Source organism: Flavobacterium sp. ACN2, from assembly GCF_002303885.1.
Lineage (GTDB): Bacteria > Bacteroidota > Bacteroidia > Flavobacteriales > Flavobacteriaceae > Flavobacterium.
Genome location: NZ_MRCM01000027.1, coordinates 1 through 17,889 on the forward strand (window position 1 = coordinate 1; position 17,889 = coordinate 17,889).

At 33.8% G+C, this 17,889-nt stretch carries 9 protein-coding genes and 1 pseudogene; 6 read left to right on the forward strand and 4 right to left on the reverse strand.

All coding sequences use genetic code 11. From position 1 onward, the window contains the following. From BSF41_RS23855 to BSF41_RS22795, 5 genes and pseudogenes are all read left to right on the forward strand, one after another. Nucleotides 1–926 (forward strand): annotated as a pseudogene (locus BSF41_RS23855) (hypothetical protein); the annotation flags it as partial. 108 nt (nt 927–1,034) lie between these two features. Continuing rightward, nucleotides 1,035–2,300, forward strand: a complete 1,266-nt coding sequence (locus BSF41_RS22780; RefSeq protein ID WP_095931775.1) for a tail fiber domain-containing protein — start codon at nt 1,035–1,037, stop codon at nt 2,298–2,300. 356 nt (nt 2,301–2,656) lie between these two features. Then, nucleotides 2,657–3,949 (forward strand): gliding motility-associated C-terminal domain-containing protein, encoded by a 1,293-nt coding sequence (locus BSF41_RS22785; RefSeq protein ID WP_095931776.1) that lies wholly within the window; start codon nt 2,657–2,659, stop codon nt 3,947–3,949. Nucleotides 3,950–3,969: 20 nt separating this feature from the next. Then, nucleotides 3,970–4,887 (forward strand): type IX secretion system membrane protein PorP/SprF, encoded by a 918-nt coding sequence (locus tag BSF41_RS22790; protein WP_095931777.1) that lies wholly within the window; start codon nt 3,970–3,972, stop codon nt 4,885–4,887. A gap of 23 nt (nt 4,888–4,910) precedes the next feature. Continuing rightward, nucleotides 4,911–6,887, forward strand: coding sequence for an OmpA family protein (locus BSF41_RS22795; protein WP_095931778.1), 1,977 nt, complete (start codon nt 4,911–4,913; stop codon nt 6,885–6,887). A gap of 75 nt (nt 6,888–6,962) precedes the next feature. Here BSF41_RS22795 and BSF41_RS22800 read toward each other — a convergent pair whose 3' ends face one another. The 4 genes from BSF41_RS22800 to BSF41_RS22815 form a co-directional block, all read right to left on the reverse strand. After that, on the reverse strand, nt 6,963–7,976 hold the full coding sequence (locus tag BSF41_RS22800) for an AraC family transcriptional regulator (protein WP_095931779.1): 1,014 nt from the start codon (nt 7,974–7,976) through the stop codon (nt 6,963–6,965). 34 nt (nt 7,977–8,010) lie between these two features. Continuing rightward, nucleotides 8,011–8,991 (reverse strand): AraC family transcriptional regulator, encoded by a 981-nt coding sequence (locus tag BSF41_RS22805; protein ID WP_095931780.1) that lies wholly within the window; start codon nt 8,989–8,991, stop codon nt 8,011–8,013. Between the two features lie 490 nt (nt 8,992–9,481). Next, on the reverse strand, nt 9,482–10,810 hold the full coding sequence (locus BSF41_RS22810) for a sigma-54 dependent transcriptional regulator (RefSeq protein WP_095931781.1): 1,329 nt from the start codon (nt 10,808–10,810) through the stop codon (nt 9,482–9,484). Nucleotides 10,811–10,816: 6 nt separating this feature from the next. After that, nucleotides 10,817–11,908, reverse strand: a complete 1,092-nt coding sequence (locus BSF41_RS22815; protein ID WP_095931782.1) for a sensor histidine kinase — start codon at nt 11,906–11,908, stop codon at nt 10,817–10,819. 692 nt (nt 11,909–12,600) lie between these two features. Between BSF41_RS22815 and BSF41_RS22820 the strand changes: the two genes are divergently transcribed. Continuing rightward, nucleotides 12,601–17,889: a hypothetical protein gene (locus BSF41_RS22820; RefSeq protein ID WP_095931783.1), complete on the forward strand. Its 5,289-nt coding sequence runs from the start codon at nt 12,601–12,603 to the stop codon at nt 17,887–17,889.

The following is a 17,889-nucleotide window of genomic DNA, read 5'->3' on the forward strand; positions in this document are numbered from 1 at the left end:
GATTAGTAGGAGCAACAGGAGCAGACGGATTAACGGGAGCAACTGGAGCATCAGCATACGAAATCTGGAAAGGCGAGCCAGGAAATGATGGTAAATCAGTTACTGAATTCTTAGCAGGATTAGTAGGGGCAACAGGAGCAGACGGATTAACAGGAGCAACTGGAGCATCAGCATACGAAATCTGGAAAGGCGAGCCAGGAAATGACGGTAAATCACTTACGGAATTCCTAGACGGATTAGTAGGGGCAACAGGAGCAGACGGATTAACAGGAGCAACTGGAGCATCAGCATACGAAATCTGGAAAGGCGAGCCAGGAAATGACGGTAAATCACTTACGGAATTCCTAGACGGATTAGTAGGGGCAACAGGAGCAGACGGATTAACGGGCGCAACTGGAGCATCAGCATACGAAATCTGGAAAGGCGAGCCAGGAAATGACGGTAAATCAGTTACTGAATTCTTAGCAGGATTAGTAGGAGCAACAGGAGCAGACGGATTAACGGGAGCAACTGGAGCATCAGCATACGAAATCTGGAAAGGCGAGCCAGGAAATGACGGTAAATCAGTTACTGAATTCTTAGCAGGATTAGTAGGCGCAACAGGAGCAGACGGTATTGGCGGTGTAACTACACAAGGTACAAACGTTACTATTACTGGTGCCGGTACAGTGGCAAGCCCTTATGTTGTAAATGCAAATCTTCCTGAGCAGACTACTGATGAATACACAGCCGGAGCAAACCAGACTGAATTTATTTTAGCTGCTGCACCAGTGAGTATTTCTAAAGTAAGAATGTACATCAATGGAGTACGAATAGACAAAGAGGCAATTTCTGTAAGCGGTACAACTGTTACATACAAACCAGTATCAAACGGAGGTTATGCACTTATGGCAGATGACAATGTAATGATCGATTATTTAAAATAACCAGCCAAATTTTGAAGCTGCGCACTCTTGAGTATAAGAGTGCGGAGCCTTCAAATAAAGGAATTATACATTTTTAGAAAAAATTGCAAAATCATAATAAGTAATACTATGAAAAAAATACTATGCATGCTGGTATTGATCCAGTCTGGATTTATAATGGCACAATCTGAAACGCTTGTGACACCAAACGGAAAAAAAGTTACAATTTTCCCTGCTGCTCCCGGAACAGCAAACAATGGTTTAACATTAAGTAATAATGTAATACAGCTGGGCGGCAATTTAGTACAGCCGTCTGTTTTAACAACAACAGAGGCTTTTACGCTAGCAATTAAAGGGCTTGAGGTAAAAGACCGAGGAATTTCTAAAGATACTGATGATTATCTTATGACAGTAGATCCCACTAGTGGAGTTCTTCGTACAAGACTAGATAAAAGCTGGGGTATAAATGGAAACTCGAATATAGGACCTAGTGAGTTTATCGGAACAGTGAATGATGAGGATTTACGGTTTAGAAGTCGAAATACTAGAGGTGGACGAATAGGTCCTAATAATACTATTTTTGGATATGGTGCTTATGCTGGTAATGCAGGTACTTATAATTCCGCATTTGGTCAGTATACATTGTTATCTAATACGGGAAGCTTTAATACTGCAATAGGTAGTCAAGTATTAGCTATGAATAAAACTGGGGAACGTAATACGGGAGTAGGAAGTAGTGCCCTATATGATAATACTACTGGAATAGAAAATACTGCTGTTGGTTATTTCGCATTAGGTGGCTTAACAACGGGAAGTAGTAACGTTGCAGTTGGTTTTAAAGCAGGATATTTTCTTTTTGGAACATCTAATCCACAGGTCAATTTAACAAATGCTACAAAATCTATATTTATAGGAGTGGAAGCGTTAACAGCATATGAAAACACTACAAACCAAATCGTTATTGGTTACAAAGCATTAGGAAGAGGCTCTAATACTGTAGTGATAGGAAACAGTGATATAACTTCTATTGGCGGCTATGCTGCGTGGTCAAATTATTCAGATTCTCGTTTAAAAAAGAATATAGTAAGCAGTGGTTATGGTTTAAATTTTATCAATAAACTGCGTCCTGTGCTTTATAATATGAAAACAGGATCTACAGAATTACAAACAGGATTTATTGCTCAGGAAGTAGAAGCGGCTGCAAAAGGAATTGGTTATGAGTTTAACGGTGTGGTAAAACCGCAAAGCGATGCTGATTTTTATGCGCTAAGTTATGCTTCATTTGTTGTGCCATTGGTAAAAGCGGTACAAGAACAACAGTCTCAGATTGAAAGCATGCAGAAAGAACTAAACGACTTAAAAGCAGTCGTGCAGCAATTAATAAATAAAAACTAACAGCTCAATTTATTAATACTAAAACCGATTGTGTTATGCAGTCGGTTTTTTTAAACCAGCTTTTTTTTTTGCAATTCCTCAAATCAGAGTCCTGATTATTTTAAGTAACAGAATGTCTTAATCTACAAGTTTTAAAACTTTTAGGGATAGAATAATTATTTTGTTAATGGGAACTTTGTACCGTTAAAAGTAAAATGCTTTTCTTTTGTTTAGTATTGATAATCAATAGTTTGTTTGTAATTAACAAAGGTGAAATATATTATTACTGCAATAGTTTTTTATAGGATTTAGTGATTTTAGGAAATTAAGTTTAAGCCAATTCAAAGTATAATTTATAGAAGGAATAATACACAGTTATGAAAAAAAATAACATATATAAAGAAAAAACACTAGTTTCTGGCAGTGCCAATCAAAGCATTGCTTTAGGGCTGTTCGCAGGTTTGTTTACCTGTGGTGTGGCCAATGCCCAATTTGTAAATAGCGGTGATGTTAACATTACTGACAATACAATAGTGGCAATCTATATGGATTATGAAAATGTCCCATCAGGAAATTTTATAAATGATGGTCAATTGTATATTTTTCAAAACTGGAAAAATGATGGTTTAGTAACCTATACAGAAAACCTAAAAGGCGCTACTTTTTTTGTTGGTTCAGAAGATCAGTTTATAGATGGAACTGAGGTTTCTAATTTTAAAAATACAATTTTTAGAAATGTATCTTCTCCTATACCTTTTCATTTATTAGGTAAGATAGCCGTAGGAGGTAATTCAGAATTTGATAAAGGGGTAATTCAAGCTGGTGACTATGGAGGGAAAGTTATTTTCAGAGAAAAAGCGGCTCATACGCTTACCAGTGATTTAAGTTTTGTTGACGGGCAGGTCGAAAAAGACGGTGTTGCAGCATTTGAATTCCCTGTTGGAGACGGAAACTATTTCAGACCTTCTTATCATGCATCAGGCACTGGCAACGGGGGAATTTACACCACCCAGTACTTTAATAAAAACTCTAATAGTCTTCACTCACATGACAGTAGAGACAAAGATATTCTAAGCATAAACCAAAATGAGTATTGGGAAGTAACGCAGGATCAAGGTGCGGAAAAAATTATTTTGAGTTTAACAATGGACAACCGCACAACACCTGCTGCATTTTTTAATCCAGGAGATGATTATGAGGTAGTAATAACACGCTGGGATAATGCTTCTGGTGAATGGGTTAATGAAAAAGGAGCAGTTAGCGATCCTTTACCAGGAAAACCCTATGAAAAGCTGATAACAGCGCAGGTGAGTGGTTATGGCCTTTTCACTATGGCACTAGTTAAAAAAGCACCGCCAATTAGTGAAGAAGTAGAAATCTTTAACGCTCTTTCACCAAATGATGATGGTTTAAATGACAGCTTTGTTATAAAAGGAATTGATCAATTCCCAGATAACCAAGTCGAGATTTATAACAGATGGGGAGTAAAAGTTTATGAAGCTAAATCGTATAACGAAAGCGATAATATGTTCAGAGGATACTCTGACGGACGTGCGACGATCAAAAGAGGCGATAAACTTCCAACAGGAACATATTTCTACATATTGAAATATAATACTGGTAACAAAGTAAAAGAGAGAACAGGTTATTTATACATCAATAACCAATAATTAAAAAGAAGTAAGAACTAATGAAAAAGATTTCATATCTATTAATCTTGTTGTTTATAGGAATTTTTGAGATTTCAGCACAGCAGCAGTCACAGTATACACAATACATGTACAATACGATGACAATAAATCCAGGATATACAGGAACACGCGGTTTGCCAAGTATATTCGGAATGTATAGAACACAATGGGTAGGGCTGGACGGAGCTCCCAAAACGGCAAATTTTTCTATAGAAGCACCAATTACAGAAAACGGACAAGGTTTAGGATTGTCTGTAGTAAATGATAAAATTGGTCCGTCTCAAGAGACTACCTTAACAGCAAGCTATGCGTACCCGCTTCAGCTTTCAGCAGATGTACATTTATCTTTAGGAATTAGTGCATCAGGAAATTTTATGCAGGTAGATTATAATAAACTAAATGTATTGAATCCTGAAGATCCATTTCTTTCAGGAACGCTGACTAAGAATTCTCCAAATTTTGGAGCAGGAATTTACTTTCATGCCTCAAAATGGTATGCAGGGGTATCTGTACCAATGATTCTTGAAACCAAGTTTTATGACGATGTTAAAACATCTATTGCTTCGCAAAAAATGCACGTTTATGCAATGGGAGGTTATGTTTTCGATCTTAACGATAATCTAAAGTTTAAACCAGCTGCAATGGTTAAGATGGTGAGCGGTGCTCCTATAGCAGTCGATTTATCTGCCAACTTCTTAATTAATGAAAAATTGACTTTAGGAGCAGCTTATAGATGGGATGCAGCCGTAAGTGCTATGGCAGGATTTCAGGTTACATCAGGATTAAATATTGGTTATGCTTACGATTATGATACACAAAAAATCGGAAATTATAACTCAGGATCACATGAAATTTTTCTTCGTTTTGACTTGTTTTCAGGAACCAAATACAGACTTGTTACTCCAAGATTCTTTTAATAACCATAAAATAGGATAAAAAAATGATATCTAAAAAGATAAGAACTATACTAACAGTACTTTGTGTTTGTTTAATGCAAATAGGAGTTGTTAAGGCACAGGATAAAAAGATTGAAAAAGCAAATGAAATGTATGATAAATTTGCATTTGTTGAGGCTGCCAAATTGTATAAAAATCTAGCTGATAAAGGAAATACATCATTAGAGGTTTATACAAAATTAGGAAATTGCTATTATTTTAATGGGCAATATCCTGAAGCCGCAGAAGCCTACTCAAAAGTTTTTAAATCTGGACAATCAGCAGATTCAGAATTTTATTTTAGATATGCTCAGGCTTTAAACAATACAAAAAAGTATAATGAAGCTAGTGCTGTCATAAAAAAATATTATGCAGTAACGGGTAAAAAGGATATTAGTGAAAACTGGAAAGAACAAAAATTAATGGCTGATATTCAAAAAGAGTCAGGACGTTATAGCTTTAAACCAGTTAACATCAATACACCGGTTTCTGAGTTTGGAACTGCCTTTGACGGGAAAGATAAGGTAATATTCGCATCAGCAAAAGATACGGGAGTAGTAATCAAACGAAAACACAGCTGGAATGAAAAGTCATTTATGAAATTATATTCGGCTAATATTACTACAGATGGAGGATTAGAAGACGCGGTATTAATTAAAGGTGATGTAAATACCAAATACCATCAAAGTAGTGCAGCAGTAACAAAAGATGGTAAGTATATGTACTTTACCAGAAACAATATTATAGATGGCAAATTAGGAGCAGATAAAAATGGCACTAATTTCCTAAAAATTTACGTTGCAGAAAATGTTAAAGGAGAGTGGAAAAATGTAAAAGAATTACCTTATCCAATCAATAGTAATGGTTTTTCTTCAGCGCATCCAGCAATAAGTCCAGACGAATCCCAGCTTTATTTTGTGTCTGACCGTAACAATAGTTTTGGAAATTCAGATTTGTATGTAGTAAGTTTAAAAAAAGGAGTCCTTGTTAGTAATGACGTTACCAAATTAAGTGACGAAATTAATACTCCAGGACGCGAGACTTATCCTTATGTAGATAATAACGGTATTCTTTATTTTGCTTCAGATGGACATCCTGGACTTGGCGGGCTAGATGTATTTGCGGCAATGAAAGACAGTGAAGGAAAATATCATGTTGTAAATGTTGGTGACGGAGTTAATACAGTTTCAGACGATTTTGCTTATGTAGTGAATAGCGAAAGTAAAAAAGGTTATTTTTCTTCAAACAGAAGCGGAAATGATGATATTTATAGTTTTACAGAAAACTCACCAGTAATTTTTGATTTTGATTTCAGATCAATTGTTTTTGGAACTATTTCAGAAAATGGTAAACCACTTGCAGATTTTAATGTTCAGTTATTCAATTCAAATAATGAGAGTATCGGTACAACAAAAACAGACGCTGCTGGGCATTACAAAATTGCTGTAAATCCATATATAGATTATAGTGCATTATATACAAAAACATCTTATGCAGATAAAACAGTAAATACTGGACTTTTGAAGCCTTTGGAGAAAAAAGAAATCAGTTTTGAAATAGTTAAAGAAGTGGAAGTTGTTGTTGGAGGCGAAAAAGTTAAAATTCAAGATGGAGATGATTTGACTGACAAATTAAAATTAAGCCCTATTTATTTTGATTTGAATGGTTATAACATTAGACAATCATCTAAGAAAGAATTAGATAAAGTAGTGTCTTTGCTTAAGGATCGTCCGAACTTATCGGTAAAAGTAAATTCTTTTACAGATAGTAGAGGTAGAGATGAATTTAACATGAAGCTTTCTGAAAACAGGGCAAAATCAACAGTTGACTACATTGTAAATGCAGGTATTGCACAAGAAAGAGTTAGTGGAGAAGGATTTGGTGAAACACAATTACTAAACCATTGTTCAAACGGTGTAAAATGTTCTGAAAAAGAACACGAACTAAATAGACGTTCAGAATTTATTGTTAGTTTTAAATAATCTCTGAATTGTAAAATGCTGCTGTTTAATAAGAATATTAACAGCAGCATTTTTTTTTATTAGAATAATATATTTTTAAGATTCATTTCTTATTGAAGCTTGGTGGTTTTTTACAAAATCATCAGTTGGTTTTCTTTTGAGCTGTTCAAAATATTTAGTGCAAAAATAGCTGAGTTTGGTATAATTAAGTTCATACATAACAGCAGTTAGAGTAGTATATTCTCCGCTTCTAAGGAGCTTTTGAGCAAGATTTATTTTTTCTTCTATGAATAAATTTTTTGGCGTATTGTTGTAGCGCGTTTTAAAAAGACTTTTGTATTTGGAAGACGACATTCCTGCCATACTTGCTAAGAAAGTTAAGGAAGGAAATGGTCCGTATAAATTGTTTAATAAATAGTTCTTCGTCTTCTCAATTGCCTCACTTTCAATTTCGGTAAGAGGTACATTTTTATTTTTTGTTTCGTAAAATTTATTAAAAAAATTGCCTAGTACTTTTAAGGAAACGCCTTTTATAAAAGAATCAAAAGCCAAATCTCGAACTGATTTCTGTTTTATAGATTGAATCAACAATATACTATTGCTGTCAATATTGCCATAGTGATAGAATGTTTTTTTGTTTGTTTTGCTTTTTACGAAATAACTCTCTTTTTTTTCAAACTCTTGAATAAAATCATGTAAGAGTTTTTTGTTAATTAACAATCTTAAAGCTATTGTTCGTTCATTCACTGAAGGCTTAAAAGTACTTTCGATTTCATTGTCAAGTATTGCAAGATCCAATTGATTAAAAGAACCTATTTCATAATCGATATTATTAATCTTAATAAGATTGATGTGCTCGCTTAAATCAAAATGAAAAATGAAAATTTCATTCTCAGATTTTTGCCGTGTTAGTTTGATAGGAACTGTTGCAGTTAAATCGGCGTATACGACTGAAATACCCTCCGTTACTTGAGAAAAATAAAAAAAGCCTTTGCCTATATCTTTGGGCACAATAATCAATTTATTATCTAATAGCTCTGTACCCAATTGTTTAACTAAATCATATTGCCATTCTGGAGTTAAAGTGTAGGAATGCGTAAATTTTCTCATAGACTATTTATTACGATTAATTATTGGCACTGCTTTACATTTGTTTGTAAAATGCTTTAGGAGACAAGCCAAAATGTTCCTTGAATTTTGATGCGAAATAAGAGTTATTAGTAAAATTTAGTTCATCTGAAATCTGAGAAATCGTCAGCTGTTTATTTTCAAGAAGTTCTTTGCCAAGTAATAATTTGTTTTCCATGAAAAAAACATTGGCCGTATTTCCTGTTATTTTCTTAAATAAGGTTTTAAATTTTGATTCAGACATATTAGCCATCTTGGCCATCTGTGTTATACTTGGAAAATGATCTCTAATATGCTCAATTAAGTACATTTGTATCGCAATAATATGCTCTAAGTCTTCTTTGTTAACAGTTTGAGCGATGATTTTTTTTGTAGCTAATTTTTTTAGGTAATTTGAAATTAATAAGTGGACAGTGCCTTTTAGGTGCAGATCGAAAATAGATCCCCCAACTGGCAGCTTTCTCAAATCATTTAAAATATGATAGCTTTCGCTGGTCATTCTGTCAAACCGAATTATCGTATTTTCTTTGGGATCAAGAAGAGAGTCGATATTCTGAATTGCAATACCATTCTTTTGAGTAAAAGCCTTTAACATACTTTTTTTGATAAAAAAACATAAGGCAAAAGTTTTGCTCCCTTTCTTGACATTATATTCTGAGTCCAAAGATCCATCAATAACCGCTAGATTGTAATTCCATCTGCCGACATTGTACATAAAGAGGTCTGTGTTTACGGTAGCTTCCCCTTCTGTTAAGTTGTAATAAAATCCAACAAAATCTTGATTCAAATTTTGTTGTATTAACTGGTAGTTTCTTTTATATTCTACATTGATGTAATAGGCTAGAATACCATCGCCACAGTCTAAAAAATATCGTATCCCCGTTTGGGAATCCTCAGGGAGTCTGATAAAGTTACCTTCAATTTTTCCTCCAATTTGTGCAGTATAATGCTCTACCCAAGAAAGATCTGCATCGTAATAATGTTTAATTATTTTCATGGAAATGTGGATTTGTGTTATAAAGTTAAGATTTTTTAAGAAATTAAATGTCTTTTTTGTTTTATAAGTTATTGATAATTAGTGATGTTGTAATTGTTAATAACTTGTAAAACACCAAGCAGTATGCGGTAAAATTTGCAATTAGCCAATCTGTATTACAACGCTGTTTGGTTCTTTATTTCTAATAAAAACACTGCACTTATAATTTTTGGAAGTACTAAAGATATAAACTTGAATTTACTGGAGAATCTATTCTCAATTTCTTTAACATGCTGGCAATATGTAATCGAAATGAAGTGTAATATTGGTTTCACCTTAGACTGTTTTTTAATTAATTTGATTTATTTTAATACATTTTAGGCTTTTTGGGGCAAACAGTATGCCTGTTTTTATATTAATTTGTAAATCAGTAAATTGTATTATCGTTAGTTTTAAAACGTTTAAATTGCCTAGGGTAGATTATGAACGGGTGAGGAGTATGTACCCGTTTTTAAAGAACTTTTTGGGTTAAAGTCTTTCTGTCAATTTGCAGGATTTGTGCCGCTTTTGTTTTGTTATTATTTACGGCGGCTAAGACTTTTAATATTTGCTCTTTTTCGTATTCTTTTAAAGACTTAAAAACTGTATCTGAAGAATGGATATGATATTTTAAATTTTCCGGAATATGATCCAAAGTAATAGTATCATCGCTCATAATAACCAATCTATGAATCACATTTTCAAGTTCTCTTATATTTCCTGGCCAATTGTATCTCATTAGAACTTCAATTGCTTTTTCATTTATTTGAACGTTTGATTTATTGTATTCATGAGAGTACTTTTCTATAAAAAGATGAATTAATGTCAATAAATCTTCTTTTCGATCTCGTAAAGGAACAGTTCTAATAGAAATAACATTTATTCTATAATATAAATCTTCTCTGAAAGTACCTTTTACAACCATATCTTCCAGATTGCTGTTTGTGGCACATAAAATCCTTACGTCTATTTTTTCTGGTTTTGTTGCGCCAACTCGTAGAATTTCTTTTTCCTGAATAACGCGCAATAGTTTAATCTGTACAGACAAAGGAGCGTCTCCAATTTCATCTAAAAAAATAGTGCCTCCGGAGGCAGATTGAAATAAGCCTACTCGGTTTTCTGAAGCTCCTGTAAAAGAACCTTTTATATGTCCAAATAATTCAGATTCTATTAGGTTTTCGTGTATTCCTCCGCAGTTTACTACAATAAAGGGCTGGTCTGCAAGTTTGCTGGTAAAATGGATAGCTCTTGCAATCATTTCTTTTCCAGTACCGCTTTCTCCTTCTATAAGAACATTTGCCTTTGTATCTTTTACGCGTTTTATTATTTCAATTAAATCTCTAAAATGACTCGAATTTCCATGGAGACCTGCGTACGATTTTTCATTATTTAGGTCTGGAAAATTAGTTGAAGTTTTAGAAATACTCGCCCCTTTCTTAAGTGAATCTAAAATGGTTTTATGAAGTTCTTCACTTGTAAAAGGTTTTGTTAAATAATCTAATGCGCCCGATTTCATTGCGTTTACAACATTATACACAGATGGAATTCCAGATATTACAAGCTTTGGTATTGCTGGAAAGTGCTCTTCTGCATATTTTAATAGTTCAATTCCGTTTATATTGGGCATATTGAGGTCGCTGATCAGTAAGTGTATATCTGAGCTTTTTAAGACTTCAATAGCTTCATTTACAGAAGAGGCTTTGTAAGTTCGATAATGGAAAGATTTTAATTGTCTTTGAATTAAATCCAGCATATCATTATTGTCGTCGACAACCAGTATATTCTCTTTTTTTAAAGTCATTTTGTTTTAAGATAAAGGGATGCGAATGATAAAAATCGATCCATTTGGAAAATTGTTTTGAAGAGTAATCTCTCCATTGTGATTTTTAATGATGCCATGAACGACGCTTAAACCAAGTCCGCAGCCATAATTGACAGGTTTGGTTGAAAAAAAAGGTTCAAATATTTTTTCTTTTATAGCGTCTGGAATCCCTGTTCCTTGATCCTCTATTTTTAGATAAAGATTAGTTTCGTCATGATCTACTATTATCTTAATAGTGCTTTTTTCTGGCGAGGCATAAATAGCATTTATAAGTAGATTAAATAATACTTGGGTAATTTGAACCGAATCGACCTTTGCTATTACAGTGTCATCCTCAAAGATCAATTCATGTTTAATTGCTTTTTTCTGAAAATTAGATTTTAGAAAAGACAAGGCAAAAACGATAATAGGCTTTAATTCTTGTAATTCTAATTTTTGAGGCATTTCGCAAGAAAAGAACATGAGTTTTTTGACAATCTCCCGAGAATAAATAACCGAATTAATAATAATATCAATATCGGCACTAATTTCTGGATCGGAATTTTGCTCTTTTATAAGTTCTGCAAAACCTAAAATATTACCTAATGGGGTATTTAGCTCATGTGCTATTCCTGCAGTCATTTCGCCAAGAAGGGAAAGACGTTCCATACGTTCTATGGTTCTTCTTAACAGTGCTTTTCTTTCCAGTGTCTGAAACTTTTCAATATAATTTCCGATTTCTATTGCAATAGTATCTAGAAGTTTCTGTTCATCTTCATTAAAATCATCCTGTGTATATTTTGCAGAGGGATAATGAACTTTAATATATCCAGGATTCATATCCTTGATTTTTAGTGTGCTACATTGAAAAATGCTAGAGTTTTTTTTCTCAGATGTTGAAAGATGGTAATCTAAAATATGAATTTCTACGACGGCATCAAGATTGTAACGCCACGCCTTTTTTGTGCTAAAAATAATCTCATAGAGCGTTTGAATATGTATAGAGTTAGATTTGGAGATAATCTTAGAAATTTCATAAAGACAAGTGAGTTCTTTAATTTTTTCTTTAAGATTTTCTTCTGTAAACTGTAAATTCATTGTAAGAAATTATTTGTTTTTTATTATAAAATGGTCCCAAAAATAAATAAATATTTTTGACTATATAATAAAAGAAAGTTAATTGTTAATTATTTGAAAATAAGGTAGATGAAGTTTTAATTATGGTCTTATAGTATTACTTTTTTAACTTTTAAGGGTATGTTTTGACGATACTTTTTTGTAAAAAAAATACAAATGTTCAAAAGGAAAAAGATTAGAATTTAAAATGCAGGAATGTATTATTTTGATAATCTAAAAAAATGAATAATACTGGTTTCAAATATTTTTGTTGTAAAGAAATAATTTGAAAACAAAATACTCGATGACTGATATTTTTTTATGATGTTATAAGATTTGAAGATTATCAACAACAGAAAAATAGAGTAGAAAAACCATAAATATATATATAGGTTTTTTTTTATTAAAAAAAAATAAAAATTTAACAGTCAGCGTATTAGTATTTTATTACCTTTATAATTCTATTGATTAAAGAGGAATAATTTTACAAAATAATTGGTTCCTTATCAGCTCTAAAATTCCTCATTTAATTTATTTCAAGCCATTCAAATCAAATACATATCGCTAGATAGATTTGTCCCTTTTGTTCCCCCTGTCTTTATTATTCTCAAATTATTTGCCTTAAATCTTTTATTTCTATTACAAATAAATTGATAACCCTAATATTTGAACTTATGAAGAATAAATTACTCTCATTAATTTTATTTTTAGGTAGTTATGCAGCTTATTGTCAGGTTGGTATTGGAACATCAATGCCAAATACTTCTTCCCAATTAGAAGTTGTAGCTGCTGATAAAGGTGTATTAATTCCTAGAGTTAATCTAAAAAACTCAACAGATGTAACGACTATTGCTAATGGAAATGTAAATAGTTTATTGGTCTTTAATGCAGCAACAATTGCAGATATTACTCCGGGATATTACTATTGGTATGATAATAAATGGAATAGAATTGTAATATCAAGTGAAGTAGCCTCAAATCCTGGAACAGTTATTTACAATCCCATTAATCAACAATTTACCTACATTGACTCTTCAGGAAATTCGCAAGTTATTGATATAAGTGCAATCGTAAAAGCAAATGAGACAGTAACCTCACTTGTGAATAATGGCGCTGGTTCTTATACCTATACTAACGAAGCGGGTACAGCTGTGAATATAGACATTGTTGGTGATGTTACAACTAATTTCAGCACAATTGTAAACAATCCAGCCGTAACAAATATCATTCAGGATATCGTCAACAAAACAGAAGGGAATGTTACTTTTGACTCTACCACAAACCAGTTTAGTTATGTTGATGCTTCGGGGAATACGCAAATTATCGATATAAGTGCAATCGTGAAAGCAAATGAGACGGTCACCACACTTGTTAATAATGGCGCTGGCTCTTATACCTATACCAACGAAGCGGGTACAGCTGTGAATATAGACATTGTTGGCGATGTTACAACTAATTTCAGCACAATTGTAAACAATCCAGCCGTAACAAATATCATTCAGGATATCGTCAACAAAACAGAAGGGAATGTCACTTTTGACTCTACAACAAACCAGTTTAGTTATGTTGATGCTTCGGGGAATACGCAAGTTATCGATATAAGCACAATCGTGAAAGCAAATGAGACAGTCACCACACTTGTTAATAATGGCGCTGGCTCTTATACCTATACCAACGAAGCGGGTACAGCTGTGAATATAGATATTGTTGGCGATGTTACAACTAATTTCAGCACTATTGTAAACAATCCGGCTGTCACAAATATCATTCAGGATATCGTCAACAAAACAGAAGGGAATGTCACTTTTGACTCTACAACAAACCAGTTTAGTTATGTTGATGCTTCGGGGAATACGCAAATTATAGATATAAGTACTATTGTAAAAGCTAATGAAACAATAACTACTTTGGATAAAGATGCGGCAAATAATGGTCAATATACGTATACAAGCGAAAATGCCACTACAACTACAATTGATATAGTGGGTGATGTAATAAACAATGCAAGTACGATCTTAAATAATTCTACTTTTATTACTCAATTGACTAATATTATCAAAACAAATGAAACACTAACAAGCTTGACATATGATGGTGTAGCGAATACTTTAACTTATATAGATGAAAAATCTACGCCATACACCATTAATTTATTGGATTTAGTAGGTGACGCAGAAACCCAAACAACATTAGTTTACGATCAAACAGCAAAAACCTTAACATATAATGGTGAAAGTGGAACTCCAACAGTAATTAATTTGGTTGATTTAGTTGGTGATGCAGAAACAGTTACAACAATAACTCCTATTGTAACAACAGGAAATAGTATAGCTACATACAATAACGAAGCAGGAACATCAATTGATATTAAAGAAACAGTGACAACTCAAAGTCAAGATCCAGCAACGGGAGCGATAACTTTTACTAATGAAACTGGGACAGCCCTAACATCAAATGTCATTAGTTCTGATTCTGCTAATATAATTACTGCTGGTAGCGATGGAGGTGCTTTATTGACTCCTACAGCAATTACAAATTTAACGACAGTTTCTAATGCTTCAGCGGTAAATAATTTAACTACAACAGTAAATGGAATAACCAGTACAGGTGCTCCAATCATTAACAGCAACGAAACGGCATTAACGGGTGCAACTTTAACTACAACTGTAAATGGAGTTGCCAGTACTGCATTAGATTTGACTCCAGCTATTACAGCTGGTACAACCAATGCTCTGAGTCTGGCAGGCAATACTTTGACCTCAAATGTAAATGGAGTTTCTACAACTTCAGATGCTGTTAGCGGTGTTTCAAATGCTTCAGCCATAAATACTGCAACAGTAACAGTAAATGGAATAACCAGTACAGGTGCTCCAATCATTAACAGCAACGAAACGGCATTAACGGGTGCAACTTTAACTACAACTGTAAATGGAGTTGCCAGTACTGCATTAGACTTAACTCCGGCAATTACAGCTGGTACAACCAATACTCTGAGTCTGGCGGGCAATACTCTGACCTCTAATGTAAATGGGGTTTCTGCAACTTCAGATGCTGTAAGCGGTGTTTCTAATACATCGGCAGTAAATGATTTAACTACAACAGTAAATGGAGTAGCAGGAACTGCTGTGCCAATTATCAACAGCAACGAGACCTCGTTGACAGGAGCAACTTTAACTACAACTGTAAATGGAGTTGCAAGTACTGCACTAGATTTGACTCCAGCTATTACAGCTGGTACAACCAATACTCTGAGTCTGGCGGGCAATACTCTAACCTCTAATGTAAATGGGGTTTCTACAGCTTCAGATGCTGTAAGCGGTGTTTCAAATGCTTCAGCCATAAATACTGCAACAGTAACAGTAAATGGAATAACCAGTACAGGTGCTCCAATCATTAACAGCAATGAAACTTCATTAACGGGTGCAACTTTAACGACAACTGTAAATGGAATTGCCAGTACTGCACTAGATTTGACTCCCGCAATTAAAGCAAGTGAAACCATAACAACCATAACTCCAATTGTTAATTCAGGGAGTGTAATTGCTACATATACTAATGAAGCAGGCGGACCCTCTGTTGATATTCAACAAACAGTAACAAAACAAACTCAGGATATAGGGACAGGGATTATAAACTTTATCAATGAAGAAGGCTTATCTGTTGATTCACATGTTATAAGTGCAGATCCAGATAATATAATTACTGTTGGATCTGATGGAGGAGCTTTATTAACTCCAACTACATTAACAGCCGCAACTACGAATACTTTGACTGCAACAAATGGAGAGCTTATCTCTACAGTAAACGGAGTAGCAACAACTCCTGCTGTTCCTGTATTAATCACTGCAGATAACGGATTAACATCTACAAACGGTAATGTGCAATTGGGTGGAAATCTTATTGTTCCCACTACAATTAATACAGATTTTACAAATACTTTAGCTATAACAGGTTTGATGCAGGGTGACCCAATGGATCAAATTTTGGTTACTGATCCTATCGGAATCATAAGAACTATTAAATCTGTAGAGCTAAATATGAATGATTGGAGTATTAATGGAAATATGGGAACACAACCGCAGATTCATTTCTTAGGTACGCTAGATAATGTTAATTTATCTTTTAGAAGAAATAATACGCCAGCGGGAAGAATTGAAACAGACAATACTTCTTTTGGGGTTAATGCATTGAACACTGTTTCGACAGGGATTCGAAATGTTGCTATGGGGACATCTGTACTTCAAGCAAATACTTCAGGGGAATCTAATTCGGCGTTAGGAAATTATACCCTTTACAGCAATACAACAGGATCTAATAATACGGCATTAGGAACCTATGCTCTGTCTACGAATACAACAGGAGATTTTAATACTGCAACCGGACTTCTTGCCATGCAGGAAAATGCGTCAGGAAATCATAACACGACAGTAGGCTATTCAGCACTCGCAAGTAATCAAACAGGAAGTAATAACACAGCAGTAGGATCTGTTGCAGGTGGTATTGGTGGATTTAATGGTTCTGGCAATACATTTATTGGTAATAATGCTAATCCAACAAATGCTAATCCTATAAGTAATTCTACAGCAATTGGAAATAATTCAAAAGTAGCAACCAGTAATAGTTTGGTGTTAGGAGGTATTGCAGCCGATGCTGTAAATGTTGGAATAGGTATTGATGCCCCAACAAACACTTTACATGTAAAACCCTTAACTGGTATAAATCCTGTTCGCTTCGAAGGTTTGCAACCGAGTATTTCAGGAACTGATAATATTGTCGTAGCAGATGCAACTGGCATATTAAGAACAGTAACGCCAAGTTCATTAATTCCCGCTACTACTGTGTCGAACTCATCAGCATTAAATAGCTTGAGTACCACAGTAAATGGAGTAACAGGAACCTCAGTAAATATTATAAACAGTAATACTACATCACTTACAGGAGCTAGTTTGACTACAACAGTAAACGGAATAGCTAGTACTCCACTAGACTTAACTCCTGCCATTAAGGCTAATGAAACAGTAACAACAGTAAATCCAATTGTAACTACTGGAAACATTATTGCGACCTATACAAACGAGGCAGGGGGCGCACCTGTTGAAGTAAAAGAAACAGTTACTTCTTTAAAAGATGTAGTTACACAAATAACAGATCCATTTGGACAACTATTTGATTTACATACTTTGACTTATACAGATGAAACAAACACTCCAAACCCAATAGATTTATCTGTTCTGGTAAAAGGAGTAGAAACTTTGACATCATTGGTGTATGATGGAGCTAACCATTCCCTTATTTATAGTGATGAAGATGGAAATGCTACGGAATTTAAAATGATTGATTTAATAGGAGAATCAGAAACATTAACCACTTTACAAGTAAATGCTGCAACAGGAACTCTTGATTATACTGATGAAGATAAAGTGCTAACGCAACTGGATTTAGGAGCTGCTGTAAAAGAACCTTGGTATAGTACAACGACTCACACTGGAGCTACACTAAACACAGAAGATATTTATACTAATGGATGGGTTGGAATTGGATACACAACCGCATCTTCTGCACCAAACGAAAAACTGAGAGTTAATGGCGCAATTTCAACGGTAAATACCTATTATGCTGATTATGTATTTGAAGATTACTTTAAAGGAAAATCTGAAATTAAGGCTGATTATAAATTTAAACGTCTGCCAGAAATTGAAGATTATATCAAAAAACACCAGCATCTTCCAGGAATAACTCCTATTAACAATCTCGAAAAAACTAAAGAAGGATACGCATTTAATATGTCTGAATTATCAATTCAGCTTTTAGAAAAAACAGAAGAAATTTATTTGCACATAATTGAGCAAAATAAAGCTATTGAAGCAAAAGACAAAGAAATAAAAAAATTGAAAGAAGCTTCAAAAGCAATGAATTTACGTCTTGAAAAGTTGGAAAAACTAATAGCAGAAAAAGATAATTAA